Source organism: Methylocucumis oryzae, assembly GCF_000963695.1.
In the GTDB taxonomy this organism is placed as follows: domain Bacteria; phylum Pseudomonadota; class Gammaproteobacteria; order Methylococcales; family Methylomonadaceae; genus Methylovulum; species Methylovulum oryzae.
On the sequence record NZ_LAJX01000226.1, the window covers coordinates 1 to 16,433 of the forward strand.

Here is a 16,433-nt window from a genome sequence, read left to right on the forward strand (position 1 = left end):
TTTTTTTTTTGGTGGCACATTTTGCCTTYTTTTTTGCTCTACACAAGCAAATTTTTGAAACACTTGTTTGCCGGTAGGCACATGAACGAGTTTCCAACTGGTTTCGATTAATACCGTTGAGTTACCGTAGTTTTTGAAAATCTCGGCCGAGTTCATGCCCTGTTTAGCCGTTAAATCTTCGATGACCGCGCGTTGATTAGCAATAATAGCGTTTTGTTCTTCTGTTTTGGCGGCGACTTCTTCGGTCTTAGTCGCAACTTCCTGCGTTTTCGTTGCGACGACTTGTTGAAGCTCCGCTTTATCTTGGTTAGTGGTGTAAACAAAAATTCCCGATATGAGTAAGATTAAGCCAATAATACCGGCCCCATAATTAAGCATTTTTTTACGGGTTTGGTTTTCGGCTTCATGAATCATGTGCATCGCGGTGTTTTTGCCAATGCCAGATTTAGCCGGTTGTTCGTTGGTCGCTGCGCTGGTGTCAGCAAAACTCGGCTCGACTCTATGTTCTCTCGTTGCACCTGCCGATGAAAATGCTTCTCCGATTCGCGTTTCTTTAGCGGCTGTTTGTGGTCTAGGGTCTAAATCAAAGGTGAATTGCGCACCGCCTTTACCAAGTTGCACGCTATCGCCTACCTTAAGTAGGGTAGGGGCAGTAATTTCTTTTTGATTGACAAAGGTTTTGTTACGGCTATTTAAGTCCGTCAGTAAAAATTCGTTATCGTTTTGTACCGTGATTTTGCAATGAAAACGGCTAACTAAGTCGTCTTTTTCAGGGTCGAACACGATTTGGCATGAGCTTTCACGGCCAAAAACCAATTCTTTTATCGGTAACTCAAACGTTTCTGTTTGATTCGATTTTGAGCCTGCCATGTGTTTAATAATAATTTTTTGCATACCATTCCCCTTTGTTGATTGATGTTGTTAGCGCTCAGCATTTTTCTGATTTTAACCCAGTCTGGGCCGGTAAAGTGAGTTTATAGTACACCAGAAATGCTTAGCGCATCATAAACCGGCTCAATATGGGGCGGTATAAAACTTGGGTGGCAGGTAGCTCTAAACATCCGATTATCGGAGTGCAAGGCTTGCCTTGCACAGGTTTAAATACCGTACAAAGTAAGCTTTGTACTTCAAAATGGCTTAACTGTGGGCAGGTGGGTGGGATGCGACAATCTGTCACGCGACAATGTGTCACATAGTCAGTGCCGCATCGTAACGCTAAGATAGACTCAACTCTTGAGATGCAATGCTCCCTCCAAGGACACTTAGAGTTCAAATCCTTCTCTCAACGGCTCTATATGAGCCGTTTTTTTTTGCTTATTTTCTGCGTCATTCTGGGACTACTTGAATTCTAGTGGTTTCGCTAAATCAATCAATTCAAGCTTTTTAAGTTTTGGTAATTTTTTTATTGCTGCCTCACGTTGGCAAGCCGTGCGTTTGCTATGCCCATTTTCTAAGAAAACTAATTCCTTAGGTTTTCGCCCATAAAAATATTTTGCCCCTTTGCCTTGAGTGTGTTGTTGATAACGTCTGGACATATCGGTGGTAACGCCGGTATAAAGACTGCCATCTGTGCATAAAATAATGTAAACCGACCAATTCATCAGATTTCCTTGCGGGTCTGAAACTCCCCTCTCAGGGGGTATATTTTGACAACGATACGCGAGCCTCGTTATCCTTCTCAGCAATTTCCCGGTTTATGGGGGGGGGACAATCCACCGGCCTCTATCCGTCGGCGGGTGTCACTTGACGGATGAGATCGGGTGTGGATTGAAACAAACATAAGACAAGGTGAACAATGACAACAGCTAAACCTTTATTAGGCTGGCGTGAGTGGGTAGCGTTACCTGCATTAAATATCCCGTTAATTAAAGCTAAAATCGATACCGGCGCGCGTAGTTCGACGATTCATGCGTTTACTATAGAGCCTTATCAACAAAATGGACAAGCGTGGGTTATGTTTGCGGTACACCCTATGCAGCGTAATACCCATACTGTGGTTGAATGCCATGCATTGGTTAAAGATCAACGCATGGTGTCTGATTCAGGCGGGCATAGGCAACTGCGCTATGTGATAGAAACACCTATTGTGCTTGGACAACAGGTATTTCAGGCGGAGATGACGTTAACGAATCGCGATAATATGTTATTTAGAATGTTACTAGGTCGGACTGCAATGAATAATCGCTTTCATGTAGACCCGCTCGCTTCCTATTTACAAGGCAAAGCTCAACCGTCGTGTTACTCTGGTTGAGCTTTGTAAATTAAAAAAAACGACTATTCAGCAAAAAATGCGCGCCAATACTGCCAAAATATCCGATTAAAATCACCGGCATCCATTTTAAATGCGAGCTAAAGGTATAAATGCCTTTGGCTTGTCCCATTAAGCCTACTCCGGCGGCTGAGCCAATCGCTAATAAACTACCGCCTACACCCGCCGTTAAGGTTACCAATAGCCATTGCCCTTGCGAGATGTTCGGGTCCATGGTTAATACGGCGTACATAATCGTACCGTTATCAATAAACGCCGAGAAAATGCCGACTAAAATATTAGCGATGGTAGGGTCGATTTTGCCGTATAAAAATTCGGAGGCGAAGTTCAGGTAACCAATGAAACTAAGCCCAGCGACGCTCATCATGACGCCGTAGAAAAATAATAAGGTATCCCATTCGAGTTGAGCGACTTTTTCAAAGACATCAAATGATTGATTGTCTGCTAATTTGGGCATATCCATCGCATCTGACTTTAACACGCTATGTTGCTCATTGGTTTTACCTACCGTTTGTTGTAGGTAATAACTAAAGAATTTCAAATAAGTTAAACCCATTAACATACCGGCGGCGGGCGGTAAATCGAGAAAGTTTTCAAAGGCTACCGCAGTAATAATGGTTAATAAAAACAATACAATGATAGTTACGGCACCGCGCTTCATGGCAGGTTTTTCGTTTGAGGCGGCTGGTTGTGCTTTGGGAACAAAATAATGCATTAGCGCTGCCGGTAATGCAAAATTGACGATAGCAGGTACTAACAGCGAGTAAAAGCTAGCAAAAGGCACTTGGCCTTTCTGCCATACCAGTAGCGTAGTAATATCGCCAAACGGGCTAAATGAGCCACCAGCATTGGTAGCGACGACGATATTAACGCAGGCCGTGGTGACAAAGCGTTTATTATCTTTACCTACCGCCATGACCACCGCGCCCATTAACAAAGCGGTGGTTAGGTTATTGCAGACCGATGATAGCCAAAATGACATGACCCCGGTAATCCAAAACAATTGTCGGTAACTAAAACTTTTGCTTAATAGCCAAATGCGTAAGTTCTCAAAAATACCCCGGTCTTCCATAGCATTTAAGTACGCCATAGACACCATAATAAATAAAAACAATTCGGCAAAGCCTTCGAGAGCGGTTCTAAACGAATGTGACGCCGTTTCACTGATGTTGCCGTTAGCATAAATGAGCGCTATTGCAATCCAAATTAAGCTTGCGGCGAGTACCATAGGTTTTGACTTTCGCAGCTCTGTGACTTCTTCTAGCATTGCGAGTATGTAAGCAATACTAAAAATGGCAATAGCAACATAACCTACCCAGTGTTGGGTTAAATCGAGAGGTTTTCTTGCAGCGTTAACAGAGGGTTCGGCTAATACGAAAGAGGGTAAACACAGCGATAATGACGATAAAAGCAGCAAAGCGAAAAAACGAATATTCATCACAGTCTATAAAACCTAGAAAATCAGTAAGCAAACACTTTACTGTAAACCGTGGCGTAGGGCTACAAAAATATGGGCTAGCGCTGCAAAGTGTGACATGTCTGTTGTCGCTGAAAACTATTGCAGGGTGTACTTCCAGTTATTTTGCTAGCCATATAGACTGTGAACGTTCATATTTTCTGTTTTTTTTGAGTAGAGTACGCTGTCCGTACCATTATAAAATCGTACTAAATCAATAAAAAAGGTACGCGTAGCGAGCTGTAAAAGCCGAAAACTAGAGCCGGGTACACCATGCTCTGGAGTTTTAAAACGGGAGTGTTATTAAAACTCTTCCCATTCGTCATTTTGAATAGCGGTTATCGCTGGAATAGGTTTAGCGATAGCGACTTTACTCGTTTGTGGTGCCGCATGGCTTTGCGAAAATGCAGGTTTACCATGATTTAATTGAAAGTAAGCGACAGTTTTTGATAAGGTTTGTACTTGCTCTTCCATCGATTCTGCTGCTGCCGAGGCTTGTTCGACTAACGCAGCATTTTGTTGAGTCATTGTGTCCATTTGTGAAATGGCTTGATTAATTTGTTCAATACCAGCGCTTTGTTCGGTTGAGGCGGCTGCTATTTCAGCCATAATGGCTGTTACATTTCTGATTGAAGTAGCAATTTCTTCCATAGTCTGTCTTGCATCGGTTACAAGCCTTGAGCCTTGTTGAACTTTATCAACAGAGTTATGAATTAAATCCTTAATTTCGCCTGCCGCTTTCGCTGCACGTTGAGCAAGATTACGCACTTCAATCGCAACGACAGCAAAACCTTTGCCCTTATCACCAGCTCTAGCCGCTTCGACTGCTGCATTCAGCGCTAAGATGTTGGTTTGAAAAGCGATATCGTCAATCACAGCGATAATATCGCTAATTTTAAAGGACGCATGGTTAATGTCTTCCATCGTCGTTGAAACTTGATTGACTACGCTAACGCCTTGGCTGGCAATGGCTGATGCTTCTATCGCCAACTCACTAGCCTGATTAGCGCTTTGAGTATTCGCTTTAACTGTTGACGTGAGTTCTTCCATACTCGCTGCGGTTTGTTCCAAGCTGGCGGCTTGTTGTTCAGTTCTATGCGACAAATCATTATTGCCCGATGCTATTTCTCTAGCCGCTACATGAATCGCATCACTAGACTCTAAGATTTGATATATCAACTCTTTGAGCTTATCTACCGTCGTGTTTGAATCATCTTTTAGCACGCCAAAAGTACCGGTATAGTTATTGGTTATTTTTTCGGTTAAATCGCCTTTAGCCAGTGCTTTTAGCACTCTGACCACTTCGTTAAGGCCTGTATCGCTGGTATCAAGTAATTGATTGATATTTTTTACCTAAACTTAGGAAAAAATCTTGCTTGTTATGTTCACTGATTCTTTGGCTAAAATCGCCTGATACGGCTGCCGAAACAACTTGGTTAATTTCTTGCTCAATCGTTACTTCGGCCGTTCGGTCTAACCATTCTGCGACAAAGCCAATTCGTTCGTTAGATGCATCAATGACAGGGCTTGCGACGACTCTCATGGTGTGTCCGCCTATGACGAATTCAGTGCTGATAGAATGAGTTAATTGGTCTAGCATTTGCCGTTGATGGTTTGGGTTTTTATGGAAGAAATCAATGCTGCTGCCAATCAATTTATCAGCGCTAAAGTTTGGAATTTGTTGACGAATATCCTGTTCAGCAGATTTGAATAACTTTTTAATCGCATTATTCATATACATGATATTGAAATTTGCATCGGCAACCATCACACCTGAGTTAGTATTATCTAACGCTTGATTTAATCGCTGTGCATCGGCGGCAGTTTGCCGTGTTTCAGCTAAGTGCGAGTTAAAGTTGACTTGCATAGTGTAAATGCCCCGCAACAAGTCACCAATTTGATCATTTCTGTCTAGGTCAAAGCGGTTTTTATATTTCCCTTCAGCGATGCAGTAAATCGAGAAAATGCATTTTTCAAGCTTTTGAATAACGTCATGTATGATGCTACTAATGACAGCTACGGCGATGAGGGTTAATGCTAAAGCGAAAGTTATCAGGCCATATTCCTGTGATAACGATAATCGATAAACGAGTAAACAAACTAATCCTAATAGCAAACTTAAACCAAAAGCCGTTTTTTTGGTTATATCAGTTTCATGGATATTTTTTAAGAAGGCTTTAAACCCTGTCGGTTTTAAAGTCGCTTTATTTTCGTTGATTAGTTTATATAGCTTCTCGGCATTGTTAACTTGTTCTCTTGCCGGTGGATAACGTACTGACAAATATTCTTTTGCTTGGCCATTTTCAAATATCGGCACAACGTTAGCTTCAACCCAGTAAAAATCGCCCGATTTTGTTCTATTTTTAACAGGCGCTGTCCAAGGTCTGCCTTGTTTAAGGTTATGCCATAAATCCTCATAGGCTGATGCTGGCATATCTGGATGGCGAACAATATTATGATTTGCGCCTATAAGCTCGTCTCTTGTAAAGCCGCTGATTTTTACAAATGCATCGTTGACATAGGTGATTCGTCCTTTCAAATCGGTGCGACTAAGCAGTATTTCACCTTTTTGCATCAGTATTTCTTTATCGGTGACTGGCAGGTTTATTTTCATTATTGGCTCCAGATGGTATTAGTCTGACAATAGACACAATATATTCAAAAATAAAAGGCTTTTGCATAGCAACTAATCCCTTTTAATTTAACGGGGCAGGTGGATTGTTTTTATACAGGTTATGCAGACGATTTGAAAAAATAAGTTTCGGTATAACTGATTAAAGTTTAATTATAGCTAAGTGTTGATCGTTCTAACGAGCTTTTACCTTAAAAAAAATACTGTTATTTCGGACAAATCGCGGTCTGAAAATACTGAAATAGCTTTTGCTTATGGATAGACTTTGCCTGTTATTAATGGCTTATCTAAGGCTGATAGTCGCTTTCTGAAATGACTCAAAGAGGATGGTGGCGCGTTATGCCTTATCATCTTAAGTCTTGTTGTGCTGGTTGCTATATTTATGAGAGCTTAGGTTCGTTAAGTATTAAATCTGTTGGAGATAGGCTTTTAATTTTATTATTTAGTTAGGTAAAACTACTCGTCAAACGTTAGCCAAAATAATCCCGCGATTGCATTTCAATTAAACGTGACACAGTGCGTCTAAATTCAAATGCGCCGTCACCTTCTAGGTATAAATCGAAGGCGCTAACTTCGGCGGTGCAAATCAATTTAATCTTATGCTCGTATAACACATCAATTAACGTGACTAAGCGTTTGGCTTCGTTACGTTTATCGGCGGTGAGTTTGGGGATGTTAGTTACGATTAAATAATCGAATTGCTGGGTTAGGGCTAAATAATCGGCAGAACCTAACGCATCGACACATAAAACATCGAAGCTAGTTAATGCGACTTTATTGTGTACGGCGGTTAGCGCAATGCGGCGACCAAACACCGTTAAAAATCCTGGCGTGAGTTCGGCATTATTAGTCAGTTTAGCAAACCAAGTTAACGCAAACTGTTCAGCTGAAGGGGCTAGCGGATAATAATAACAGCTTTGTTCAGCAGGCTGGCGGTCTAGGCGGTAGTCTTTATCGGCGACCAGTTCAACAATTTGTGCTGAACCTTGTAATACTTTGATAAAAAATAAAAACTGTTCCCGTAATAAGCCACCTTGATACAAGTCTTTCGGATGTCGATTGGATGTCATCACGACGACGACACCGAGTTCAAATAATTGACTGAAGAGCCGACCTAAAATCATCGCATCGGCAATATCGGTGATATGAAACTCATCAAAACACAGTAAGTTTAAGTCTTGTTTTATTTTTTCGGCGAGTAGAGGAATCGCATCGACTTGGCCTTGTTGTTGGCATTGATGAATGAACGCGTGGACTTCTAGCATGAAAATACTAAAAGTGAACCCGACGTTTTTTATCGATGGGACAGGCTTCATAAAATAATGTCATTAACATTGATTTACCACGGCCTACATCCCCGAATAAATATAAACTTGGGCAGGGTTCGGGTTTAGCTGCGCGTAATTTTTGGCTAAAAGTTAAGCGCTGATAATTTAACCGGTAGCACAGCCGTTCCATTAAGGTTTGCAGTAACTGGGTCGCTTGATGTTGAGCAGGGTCGAATTGCAGGTTGGTTTTAGCGATTAACGCCCGATAGCGTTGCTCTAATAAGCCTGACAGCTCTGAGTTAGACGCGCGCGCAGACGTTTGCATAGGCTGAGAAAACGGGCTTAGCATAAGTGGCGTGTGTCGATAAAACATCCAGGCCGAGAGAATGTTAAAAGAGCGTTAAATTAGCATTATTTATTGTTTCAAACTATGCATACTTAGTTGATGATGTGTATATTGGTTGTTGACAGTACTATCACATATACTTCAAACGGTCACATTCGGTTTTTAGGTGGGTAGGGTGCCGCTGTATGCACCTTTATAACATCATTTAAAAATCAATGAAAAAAGGTGCGCACAGCGCACCCTACAGCTATAGCAACACAGGATACCGAACGAGACCGTTCAGAGTATAACTTAGCCTTAAGTTCTGAAATTCGTGTAGATGTGATAGCATTTTTGTCTTTATTTTAGGATTGCAGAAAACTGCTCCTGCGTTTTCTGCATTCACCACATCCTTGTAGATTAAGGCTAACCATTCAACATTATGATTAAACAGCGAACTTTAAAAAATACGATTAGGGCTACGGGCGTAGGTTTACACACCGGTGAAAAAGTTTATCTAACCTTAAGGCCTGCAGAACCGAATACCGGTATTAGATTTCGCCGTGTCGATTTAGCCGAGCCAGTCACTATTCAAGCGCATCCTCGCAATGTAGGCGAAACCGTGTTATCGACGACACTGGTGTCTGGTGATGTCAAAATTTCAACGATTGAGCATTTATTATCGGCATTTGCCGGTTTAGGTATCGATAACGCGATTATCGATGTCAGCGCGGCAGAAGTGCCTATTATGGATGGTAGCGCCGGGCCGTTTGTGTTCTTGCTGCAATCAGCGGGTGTCGAAGAGCAAGACAGCCCTAAACAATATATTCGTATCAAACGCAGTGTGCGCGTAGAAGAAGGCGATAAATGGGCCGCCTTTGAGCCATTTGATGGTTTTAAAGTCTCGTTTACGATTGACTTTGAGCATCCCGCTTTTGAAGAAGACGTAAAAACAGCGACGATGAATTTTTCTTCAACGACGTTTGTAAAAGAAGTCAGCCGTGCGCGTACCTTTGGTTTTATGAAAGACATAGATATGCTCAGACAAAACAACTTAGCGTTAGGCGGCAGTTTAGATAACGCGATTGTCGTCGATGACAGTAAGATATTGAATGAAGACGGTTTACGCTGTGCTGATGAGTTTGTTAAACACAAGATTCTGGATGCTATCGGTGACTTATATTTGTTAGGTCATAGTTTAATTGGTGAATTTACCGGCTATAAGTCAGGTCATGGTTTAAACAATAAATTATTGCGTAAACTCTTAGATGATAGCGATGCCTGGGAAATGGTTACTTTCGATGAAGAAAAAGATGCGCCGATTTCGTTTATGCGCTCAGCGCAAGCATCTAAATAAAGTTTTAATCGGACTGGATGAAGGTGGTTAAACCCTTTATCCGTTACAGTCGATAATCGCGGTAATCATCATAGACAAAAGCCAACGCGTTAGAACGTTGGCTAATGAGGGTATTTAGCGGCTCAGGATAGGTGATGGTTTTACATAAAGGTGATAATAATGCTGCAACCGATAAATCGGCTCGGCTAAATTGCCCACCTACTAAAAAACGCGAGGCAGTGTGTGCTTGCGTTAGTTTGGCTAATGCGGCATCGAGTTCTATGAGTGCCGTTTGCGCGCTAGCCTCGTTAATCCCCATCAGCTCACGCATCTTAATATCCAGTTTGGGATACATGAGTTTGAGTAAAAAACGACTATACCAAGGACCTTTCTCAGCCATCATAGGAATTAATAGGTCAGGGTGTTGCAGCAACGTGTGGTAGCACAGAATGCGTACCGGAATACCAATAGACTTATCAGCAAAAGCTTCCCAAGCGAGGGCGACTTGTTTATCAGCAGCATTGCTCGGTGTGAGCATCTGGTCGGGAAAATGCTCATCCAGATAAGAGATAATATCAGCGGAGTTTTGCACAACCTGGCCATCATGTAGCAAAATCGGCAGGCTTGATGATGAGGAGAATTTACGCGTCGTTAATGAATGCACGCCGGGCAATAAATTAATCACGTTATGCGCTAGCTTCTTGTATGCTAAGGCCCAACGTACTTTTTCACAATAATGCGAATGGGGGAATTGGTATAAGCTCAGCATAAGCAATCTAAAACGGCTTAATCACGGCGAGAATCACAATGGCTAATAAAAACAGAACCGGTACTTCATTCATCCAACGATAATAAACATGGCTATGGCTATTGTTATCGTGCTTAAACGCGAACAACCAGCGACCACACCAGACATGGTAAACCGTTAATAACACCAGTAACGTTAACTTAGCATGTAACCAACCGCTATGGCTGTAGAGCGGCCAGGCATACGCAAATAACATCCACACGCCAAACACCCACGTTAACACCATACCCGGTGTCATAATGCCAAAATAAAGCTTGCGCTCCATGATTTTAAACCGCTCCAGGCTAGTTTCATCACTACTCATCGCGTGATAAACAAATAACCTAGGCAAATAAAATAACCCAGCAAACCAGGTGACCATAAAAATTAAATGCAACGCTTTTAACCACAGCATAATTATCCTTGTATTAGAGGTTGAATATCGTCTATCAGTTGTTGTCTAGTGACTTTGCCCAAATAATGTTTGGCAATTTTTCCCTCAGGCGTTATCAAGAAAGTTGCGGGTATTTGCAAAACCGTACCAAAAGCTTGGGCATGGGCGCCGTTTATATCTAATGCCACAGGGTAGGGTAGCTGTTTTTCTTGCGTCATCGCCACCACATGGCTAGGCGGGTCATAATACATGGCAATCGCCAGTATTTCTAAACCTTGTTCATGTTGTTGCTGGTAAACGGCTTTTAATTCAGGTATTTCTTGTAGACAAGCTGGGCAATCGGTTGCCCAAAATGTGATTAACACGGGTTTACCATGCCAAGCGCTTAAGTCAATTTTCTGACCGGTAATACTCGTAAAGACTTGCTCAGGCGCTTGATTCGCGTTGTTAACAAATAATAGGCCCGAAAATAGCAACCCTAGTAGTATCGAATAAAGAGCAATTTTTTTCATTAAATTCATAAAGTTGCTTAGCAGATAAAATACTGAAAGAGGCCATTTTACCAGAGGCAAATTAAACCGTAGTAAAAGCGTGTTAAATTGATGAAATTAGGTAAAATACTGTTTTCAGTATTTCTGCTCAGATTTTCATTCGTGTCTTGTTTAAAGCAACCTATCTATAAGCACTCTTGCCGCTTTACAACAGTGTGCGGGGTATTTCTGATACTCGCTTTATGGTCACAACGGTTAGCTGCGTTGGATGATGAACAAGTCGTGGATATGGATATTGAAGAGCTGCTTAATGTAGAAGTTGTGACGGCCTCAAAATTCTCCCAGACCAAACTTACAGCCCCGTCGGCGGTAACGGTCATCACGGCTAATGATATTAAAACCTATGGTTATCGAACCTTAGCAGAGGCTATGCGTAGCATTCGCGGTATCTATACCTCTTATGACCGAGTCTATGACTATTTTGGTAGTCGGGGTTTTGGTCGTTCAGGAGATTACAATTCTAGGTTATTGTTAATGCTAGATGGACGCAGGATTAATGACTCAATTTATGACCAAGCGTTTATCGGTACTGACGGTTTAATCGATATGGAAGATATTGAACGCATTGAGTTTGTGCCTGGTTCTGGCTCGTCGATTTATGGTAGCAACGCTGTACAAGGCGTGATGAATATTATTACTAAATCAAGCAGTGAGCAGACGCATCTGAGTGTGGCTGGTGGTTTTGGTGATTATGGGGCTGATAGAGAAAAAGTAACCGTTAGTAGGCAATTTGATAATGGCTTAGCTGCGTATGCCTCGGCATCTCGTTATCGTAATGATGGTCATCAGCGCTTATATTTTCCTGAATTTAATAACGGCACGAGTATGGGTGTCGCTGAAAATTTAGATGGCGATAAAGCAGAACGTTATTTTGGCAAATTGACGTATCAAGGATGGACGCTGGAAGGTGCGTTTGCTAATCGTAAAAAATATGTACCAAGCGCTATTTTCGACGCTGATTTTAATACTACACAATACACGATTGATAAAAATGCGGTGTTTGAACTACGTTATGAAGACAGTTTAAGCAAAACCATTAATATCACTAGCCGAATATTTTATGGTTCGTATCAATTTGATGCACTATACCACTATGACGGTGTTAAAAATTTTGATAAACAGCGTGCGGATTGGGTAGGCACTGAATTTCAAGTGGTCGCTGATGTTGCCGGTCATAAATTGGTTATGGGTAGTGAATATCAAAACAATTTTTCAGTATTATTAGCCAACTTTGACCAACAACCGTATTTCTGTTTTACCGATGAAACTGTTGTTAGTGAACGCTATGGCTTTTATCTGCAAGATAATGTTTCTTTTCTGAACTATTTTACGCTCAATGCCGGTGTGCGCTTTGATCACTATTCAGTCTTTGGTGACACGGTTAATCCTAGACTTGCGTTAATCGTACAACCTGAATCAACGTTAGCGGTTAAATTTTTGTATGGGACAGCGTATAGAGCGCCTAATCTATACGAGCGTTTTTGGCGCTCTGATGCGGAAAAAATTTCTGAGTATTTAGGCCCAGAAAAAACCGAATCTTTTGAAGCAGTGCTTGAATACCAACCGATGGCGAATTTACGTTTAATCACAACGGGATTTCATAACACTATTAATAACTTAATTCAACAAGCACTCGATCCTCGCGACGATTTATTACAATACATTAATGCCGGTTCGTTTGAGATGAATGGATTTGAGTTAGAAGCGGATTATCTTTGGGATAATGGTATGCGTTTACGAGGCAGTTATGGTTATAGCGAAGCCAGAGAAGCGAGTACACAACGCGTTATGGAAAATTCACCACTCAACCTCGCTAAGTTGAATTTCTCTATGCCGTTTTATCATGAGCAACTGTTGCTAGGCGGCGAGTGGCAATATTACGATGGGCGTAAAGCTAAAAATTTTAACCGCTCCCAAGCTTATCAGGTATTTAATTTAACCTTGACGGCAACCAAATTAGTCCCGCATTTAGACATGTCGGCATCGATTTATAATCTATTGGATGAACATTACCAGCAGCCAGCCGGTGACGAAACTCAAGCTAACCTAATCACTCAAGACGGTCGTAATTTTAGGCTTTGGTTTAGCTATCATTTTTAATTAATACAACGGACGGTGGATTTAAGTTTAACCGAATAAAAATACTGTTTAGACTATAGCGCAGGTGGGATTGGCTGATTATAATCGCGCCCCCATTGCCAATAGACTTTATAGGCTAGTACGATGATGATATTGCGTTTTTTGTTTTTTATTGCTTACACTCTAATCTTGACGGGTTGTGCTGAATGGTTGACGCCGCATGAGCCGGCGCCTGTTTATCAGCGTAAAGCGCCGGTGACTAAAATTGAACCTGAATTAGAGCCTATTCCAGAAGTCGTTAAGCCGGTACAAATACCCGATGAAATCGTAGCCATTAAACCATTGCCTGAAGCCGCAGAACCTGCTACGGTAGAGATAGCACCCGAGCCGGTGACAGAGGCGGCTAATCCTTTATTAACACCCGAGCAAGAGCAAGAATTAGCAGCGTTAGAAAAAGCGGCTAATGCTCCTAGTGTTGAAGGTCAAACACCCGTGCCTAGTGCGGGTGAGCAAGCCACAACACCAGTTACTAGCTCACCGTCATTGCCAGCACCTGCATTAGAATCGCCGACGGAACAACCTGTTGCCAAGCCTGAACAAGCGCCTTTTTCACCGTTGACCGAGTTTGCGCCATTATCCCCGGCCGTGACAGCTTTAGTCGTCGCAGCGAATCAAAGTACGCAAAGTGGCAATCTACAATCGGCCAGCACAACGATAGAACGCGCAATACGCATAGAACCCAGGAATGCCACACTTTATTACCAGTTAGCCGTACTCAGACTAAAAGAATCTAAGCCTCGCTTAGCCGAAGATTTGGCGAAAAAATCCGCCTTATTGGCAGCAAATGATACTCAGTTGAAAAAACATAGCTGGTTATTAATTGCAAAAGCGAGAGAGCTGCAAAAGAATTTCGACGGTGCTAAAGAAGCTAAAGCCAAAGCCGATGCTTTTTAAGTAAACCAACACTTTTTCTAAACTATACCTTTTATTTTTATGACAACCACTCCATCAGAAGTATTAACCACGCTATCGACTATCCGCGATTACATACGCTGGGCAGCTAGCCGTTTTACCGAAGCCAATGTCAGCTTCGGACAGGGTACGCTAACCGCATTAGATGAGGCTGCGGCGCTGGTTTTACATACTATTTATCAGCCTTATGATTTATCAGATGCTTATTTAAATGCTACGTTGAGCCTCGATGAGCGCCAAAATGTCATTGATATGGTCGATAAACGGATTAGCAATCGCGTACCGGTTGCTTATTTAACCCATGAAGCCATGTTCGCAGGTTTATCGTTTTATGTGGATGAACGCGTATTAGTGCCACGCTCACCGATTGCTGAACTTATTGAGCAGCGTTTTGCGCCGTGGGTAGTGCCTGAAGATGTGCAAAGTATTTTAGATTTATGCACGGGTAGCGCCTGTATTGCGATTGCTTGCGCTTACGAATTTCCGGATGCGTATGTCGATGCGGTGGAAATCTCTAAAGACGCGATGATAGTAGCGGAGAAAAACGTTAGACGCCATCATTTAGAAGACGCAGTGACTTTATATCATTCGGATTTATTTGAAGAACTGCCAGAACACCGTTATGACATTATTGTGAGTAACCCGCCTTATGTAGCCATAGAAGAATGGACGCATTTACCGGCAGAATTTCACGCTGAGCCTGAAATTGCCTTGAAAGCGGGTGAAACGGGTTTGGATGTGGTAATAAGAATTCTTGCTGATGCTGATAATTACTTAACTGAAAAAGGTATTTTAATTATTGAAGTCGGCAGTAGCGCAGAAACGCTACAAGACACGTTTCCCGAGGTACCGTTTTACTGGTTAGAATTTGAACGGGGCGGCGATGGCGTATTTTTATTAACGGCAGAACAAGTCAATTACCATCATCAATTATTTATTGCGGCGCTGAAATAATGTCAGGAAATACGATAGGAAAATTATTTACCGTCACGACATTTGGTGAAAGCCACGGCCCCGCTTTAGGCTGTATTGTTGACGGTTGCCCACCTGGATTGGCATTAACTGAAGCCGATATTCAACAGGATTTAGACAGACGTAAGCCTGGCACATCGCGTCATACTACGCAACGCCGCGAAGCCGACGAAGTAAAAATCTTATCCGGCGTGTTTAATGGTGTAACCACAGGCACACCGATTGGCTTGTTAATTGAAAACACCGATCAACGCTCCAAAGATTACACCAAAATCGCCGAAACCTTTAGGCCAGGACATGCCGATTACACTTATCAGCATAAATACGGCATACGCGATTATCGCGGCGGTGGGCGCTCTTCGGCGCGCGAAACCGCGATGCGGGTAGCGGCAGGTAGTATTGCCAAAAAATACATGCGCGAGCTATTAGGTATTGAAGTGCGCGGTTATTTAGCGCAATTAGGTCCTATTACTATTGAACAACTGGATTGGTCTAGCATAGACAACAACCCGTTTTTTTGCCCTGACCCAGATAAAGTGCCTCAGCTAGAAAGCTATATGGATGCGTTACGCAAAGAAGGCGAATCCATAGGTGCGCGCATCGATGTCATCGCTAGCAATGTACCGCCGGGGTTAGGAGAGCCTATTTTTGACCGCTTAGATGCTGAATTAGCTTATGCGCTCATGAGTATTAACGCAGTCAAAGCTGTAGAAATTGGCGATGGTTTTGCCTGTGTCAACAGCAAAGGCACGCAATTTCGCGATGAAATCACCCCCGAAGGTTTTTTAAGCAATCATGCCGGTGGTATTTTAGGCGGAATTTCAACTGGGCAAGTGATTAAAGCCGGCATTGCTCTTAAACCAACCTCAAGTCTGCGCTTGCCAGGGCGTACGATTAATCAACAAGGCGAAGCAACTACTGTTGTAACTGAGGGTCGCCACGACCCTTGTGTAGGTATACGCGCCACGCCGATTGCCGAAGCGATGGTTGCCTTAGTGCTAATGGACCATGTGCTACGCCATAGAGCACAAAATCTGCATGTACAATCGGGATTGCCGGTTTTGAGATAAAGCATTTGGAATGAGAAAACGAGTTTTTTCATTCCGCTTATCATTGGCAGTTGGATATTTTCTCTGTCATTCCGCCAGGGATTGGCGGAATCCAGGCCCATGGATGGGACTTTGGTTTGGGCTTGCTAGGTTGGCAATATGACAAAAAAGCCACGTGTTTATATACTCGCTTGGTTTTACTAAACGCTATGGCGTACACGATAAACGGTCAAGTTTTCGTTTTTAGGTAGATACCGTTTTAGTGCTCATTAAGAGCGAGGGCAAAACTATGATGCGCTGTGCGCACCTTTATAACTTGACCGTTCAGAGTATATGCAGAGGT

General features: G+C 42.5%; 16 protein-coding genes. 6 read left to right on the plus strand and 10 right to left on the minus strand.

Annotation, left to right across the window (positions count from 1 at the left end; translation table 11 throughout):
• On the minus strand, positions 1-894 hold an 894-nt coding region (locus VZ94_RS25325), incomplete at its 3' end, for an FHA domain-containing protein (RefSeq protein ID WP_045780296.1).
• A gap of 443 nt (positions 895-1,337) precedes the next feature.
• A complete protein-coding gene (locus tag VZ94_RS18130) occupies positions 1,338-1,601 on the minus strand; it encodes a GIY-YIG nuclease family protein (RefSeq protein WP_045780297.1) in 264 nt (87 codons plus the stop codon).
• A gap of 194 nt (positions 1,602-1,795) precedes the next feature.
• Here VZ94_RS18130 and VZ94_RS18135 point away from each other — a divergent pair, with 194 nt between their 5' ends.
• Positions 1,796-2,251 (plus strand): ATP-dependent zinc protease family protein, encoded by a 456-nt coding sequence (locus VZ94_RS18135; RefSeq protein WP_045780298.1) that lies wholly within the window; start codon positions 1,796-1,798, stop codon positions 2,249-2,251.
• Between the two features lie 10 nt (positions 2,252-2,261).
• On the opposite strand, the gene nhaD is transcribed toward VZ94_RS18135, so the two are convergent.
• From nhaD to zapE (VZ94_RS29605), 5 genes are all read right to left on the minus strand, one after another.
• Positions 2,262-3,707: a sodium:proton antiporter NhaD gene (gene nhaD / locus VZ94_RS18140; RefSeq protein WP_052700718.1), complete on the minus strand. Its 1,446-nt coding sequence runs from the start codon at positions 3,705-3,707 to the stop codon at positions 2,262-2,264.
• Positions 3,708-4,028: 321 nt separating this feature from the next.
• Positions 4,029-5,027 (minus strand): methyl-accepting chemotaxis protein, encoded by a 999-nt coding sequence (locus VZ94_RS25330; protein WP_109867725.1) that lies wholly within the window; start codon positions 5,025-5,027, stop codon positions 4,029-4,031.
• A 25-nt stretch (positions 5,028-5,052) separates the two neighbouring features.
• On the minus strand, positions 5,053-6,339 hold the full coding sequence (locus VZ94_RS25335; RefSeq protein WP_109867726.1) for a PAS domain S-box protein: 1,287 nt from the start codon (positions 6,337-6,339) through the stop codon (positions 5,053-5,055).
• Between the two features lie 488 nt (positions 6,340-6,827).
• On the minus strand, positions 6,828-7,622 hold the full coding sequence (gene zapE, locus VZ94_RS18150) for a cell division protein ZapE (protein ID WP_239650055.1): 795 nt from the start codon (positions 7,620-7,622) through the stop codon (positions 6,828-6,830).
• 7 nt (positions 7,623-7,629) lie between these two features.
• The gene (zapE, locus tag VZ94_RS29605; RefSeq protein WP_239650056.1) at positions 7,630-7,950 is read right to left on the minus strand and encodes an AFG1/ZapE family ATPase; all 321 of its coding nucleotides are present in this window, start codon (positions 7,948-7,950) and stop codon (positions 7,630-7,632) included.
• 442 nt (positions 7,951-8,392) lie between these two features.
• Here zapE (VZ94_RS29605) and lpxC point away from each other — a divergent pair, with 442 nt between their 5' ends.
• Positions 8,393-9,307 (plus strand): UDP-3-O-acyl-N-acetylglucosamine deacetylase, encoded by a 915-nt coding sequence (gene lpxC / locus VZ94_RS18155; RefSeq protein WP_045780299.1) that lies wholly within the window; start codon positions 8,393-8,395, stop codon positions 9,305-9,307.
• Positions 9,308-9,350: 43 nt separating this feature from the next.
• Here the strand turns inward: lpxC and VZ94_RS18160 are convergent, their stop codons facing one another.
• From VZ94_RS18160 to VZ94_RS18170, 3 genes are read right to left on the minus strand one after another with little or no spacing between them, the layout of a single operon-like run.
• The gene (locus VZ94_RS18160) at positions 9,351-10,055 is read right to left on the minus strand and encodes a glutathione S-transferase family protein (RefSeq protein ID WP_045780305.1); all 705 of its coding nucleotides are present in this window, start codon (positions 10,053-10,055) and stop codon (positions 9,351-9,353) included.
• A gap of 7 nt (positions 10,056-10,062) precedes the next feature.
• Positions 10,063-10,488: a protoporphyrinogen oxidase HemJ gene (hemJ, locus tag VZ94_RS18165; RefSeq protein ID WP_045780300.1), complete on the minus strand. Its 426-nt coding sequence runs from the start codon at positions 10,486-10,488 to the stop codon at positions 10,063-10,065.
• 2 nt (positions 10,489-10,490) lie between these two features.
• Positions 10,491-10,979, minus strand: coding sequence for a peroxiredoxin family protein (locus VZ94_RS18170; RefSeq protein WP_045780306.1), 489 nt, complete (start codon positions 10,977-10,979; stop codon positions 10,491-10,493).
• Between the two features lie 192 nt (positions 10,980-11,171).
• Between VZ94_RS18170 and VZ94_RS18175 the strand changes: the two genes are divergently transcribed.
• From VZ94_RS18175 to aroC, 4 genes are all read left to right on the plus strand, one after another.
• On the plus strand, positions 11,172-13,118 hold the full coding sequence (locus tag VZ94_RS18175; protein WP_192828682.1) for a TonB-dependent receptor plug domain-containing protein: 1,947 nt from the start codon (positions 11,172-11,174) through the stop codon (positions 13,116-13,118).
• Between the two features lie 123 nt (positions 13,119-13,241).
• Positions 13,242-14,051 carry a hypothetical protein gene (locus VZ94_RS23650; RefSeq protein WP_052700720.1) on the plus strand — a complete coding sequence of 270 codons (810 nt, stop codon included), beginning with the start codon at positions 13,242-13,244 and terminating at the stop codon, positions 14,049-14,051.
• A 39-nt stretch (positions 14,052-14,090) separates the two neighbouring features.
• Complete coding sequence (prmB, locus tag VZ94_RS18185) at positions 14,091-15,023, plus strand: 50S ribosomal protein L3 N(5)-glutamine methyltransferase (RefSeq protein ID WP_045780302.1); 933 nt, start codon at positions 14,091-14,093, stop codon at positions 15,021-15,023.
• On the plus strand, positions 15,023-16,111 hold the full coding sequence (gene aroC, locus VZ94_RS18190; protein ID WP_045780303.1) for a chorismate synthase: 1,089 nt from the start codon (positions 15,023-15,025) through the stop codon (positions 16,109-16,111). Before prmB ends, aroC begins: the two co-directional genes overlap by 1 nt.
• The last annotated feature ends 322 nt before the right edge of the window (positions 16,112-16,433 follow it).

What these genes read in the sequence shown, in the direction of transcription:
- zapE (WP_239650056.1), bottom strand. Translation starts at nt 7,950, where the DNA reads ATGCAAACGTCTGCGCGCGCGTCTAACTCAGAGCTGTCAGGCTTATTA.
- hemJ (WP_045780300.1), bottom strand. Translation starts at nt 10,488, where the DNA reads ATGCTGTGGTTAAAAGCGTTGCATTTAATTTTTATGGTCACCTGGTTT.
- VZ94_RS18135 (WP_045780298.1), top strand. Translation starts at nt 1,796, where the DNA reads ATGACAACAGCTAAACCTTTATTAGGCTGGCGTGAGTGGGTAGCGTTA.
- lpxC (WP_045780299.1), top strand. Translation starts at nt 8,393, where the DNA reads ATGATTAAACAGCGAACTTTAAAAAATACGATTAGGGCTACGGGCGTA.
- nhaD (WP_052700718.1), bottom strand. Translation starts at nt 3,707, where the DNA reads ATGAATATTCGTTTTTTCGCTTTGCTGCTTTTATCGTCATTATCGCTG.
- VZ94_RS25335 (WP_109867726.1), bottom strand. Translation starts at nt 6,339, where the DNA reads ATGAAAATAAACCTGCCAGTCACCGATAAAGAAATACTGATGCAAAAA.
- VZ94_RS23650 (WP_052700720.1), top strand. Translation starts at nt 13,242, where the DNA reads ATGATGATATTGCGTTTTTTGTTTTTTATTGCTTACACTCTAATCTTG.
- zapE (WP_239650055.1), bottom strand. Translation starts at nt 7,622, where the DNA reads ATGCTAGAAGTCCACGCGTTCATTCATCAATGCCAACAACAAGGCCAA.
- prmB (WP_045780302.1), top strand. Translation starts at nt 14,091, where the DNA reads ATGACAACCACTCCATCAGAAGTATTAACCACGCTATCGACTATCCGC.
- VZ94_RS18170 (WP_045780306.1), bottom strand. Translation starts at nt 10,979, where the DNA reads ATGAAAAAAATTGCTCTTTATTCGATACTACTAGGGTTGCTATTTTCG.
- aroC (WP_045780303.1), top strand. Translation starts at nt 15,023, where the DNA reads ATGTCAGGAAATACGATAGGAAAATTATTTACCGTCACGACATTTGGT.
- VZ94_RS18130 (WP_045780297.1), bottom strand. Translation starts at nt 1,601, where the DNA reads ATGAATTGGTCGGTTTACATTATTTTATGCACAGATGGCAGTCTTTAT.
- VZ94_RS18160 (WP_045780305.1), bottom strand. Translation starts at nt 10,055, where the DNA reads ATGCTGAGCTTATACCAATTCCCCCATTCGCATTATTGTGAAAAAGTA.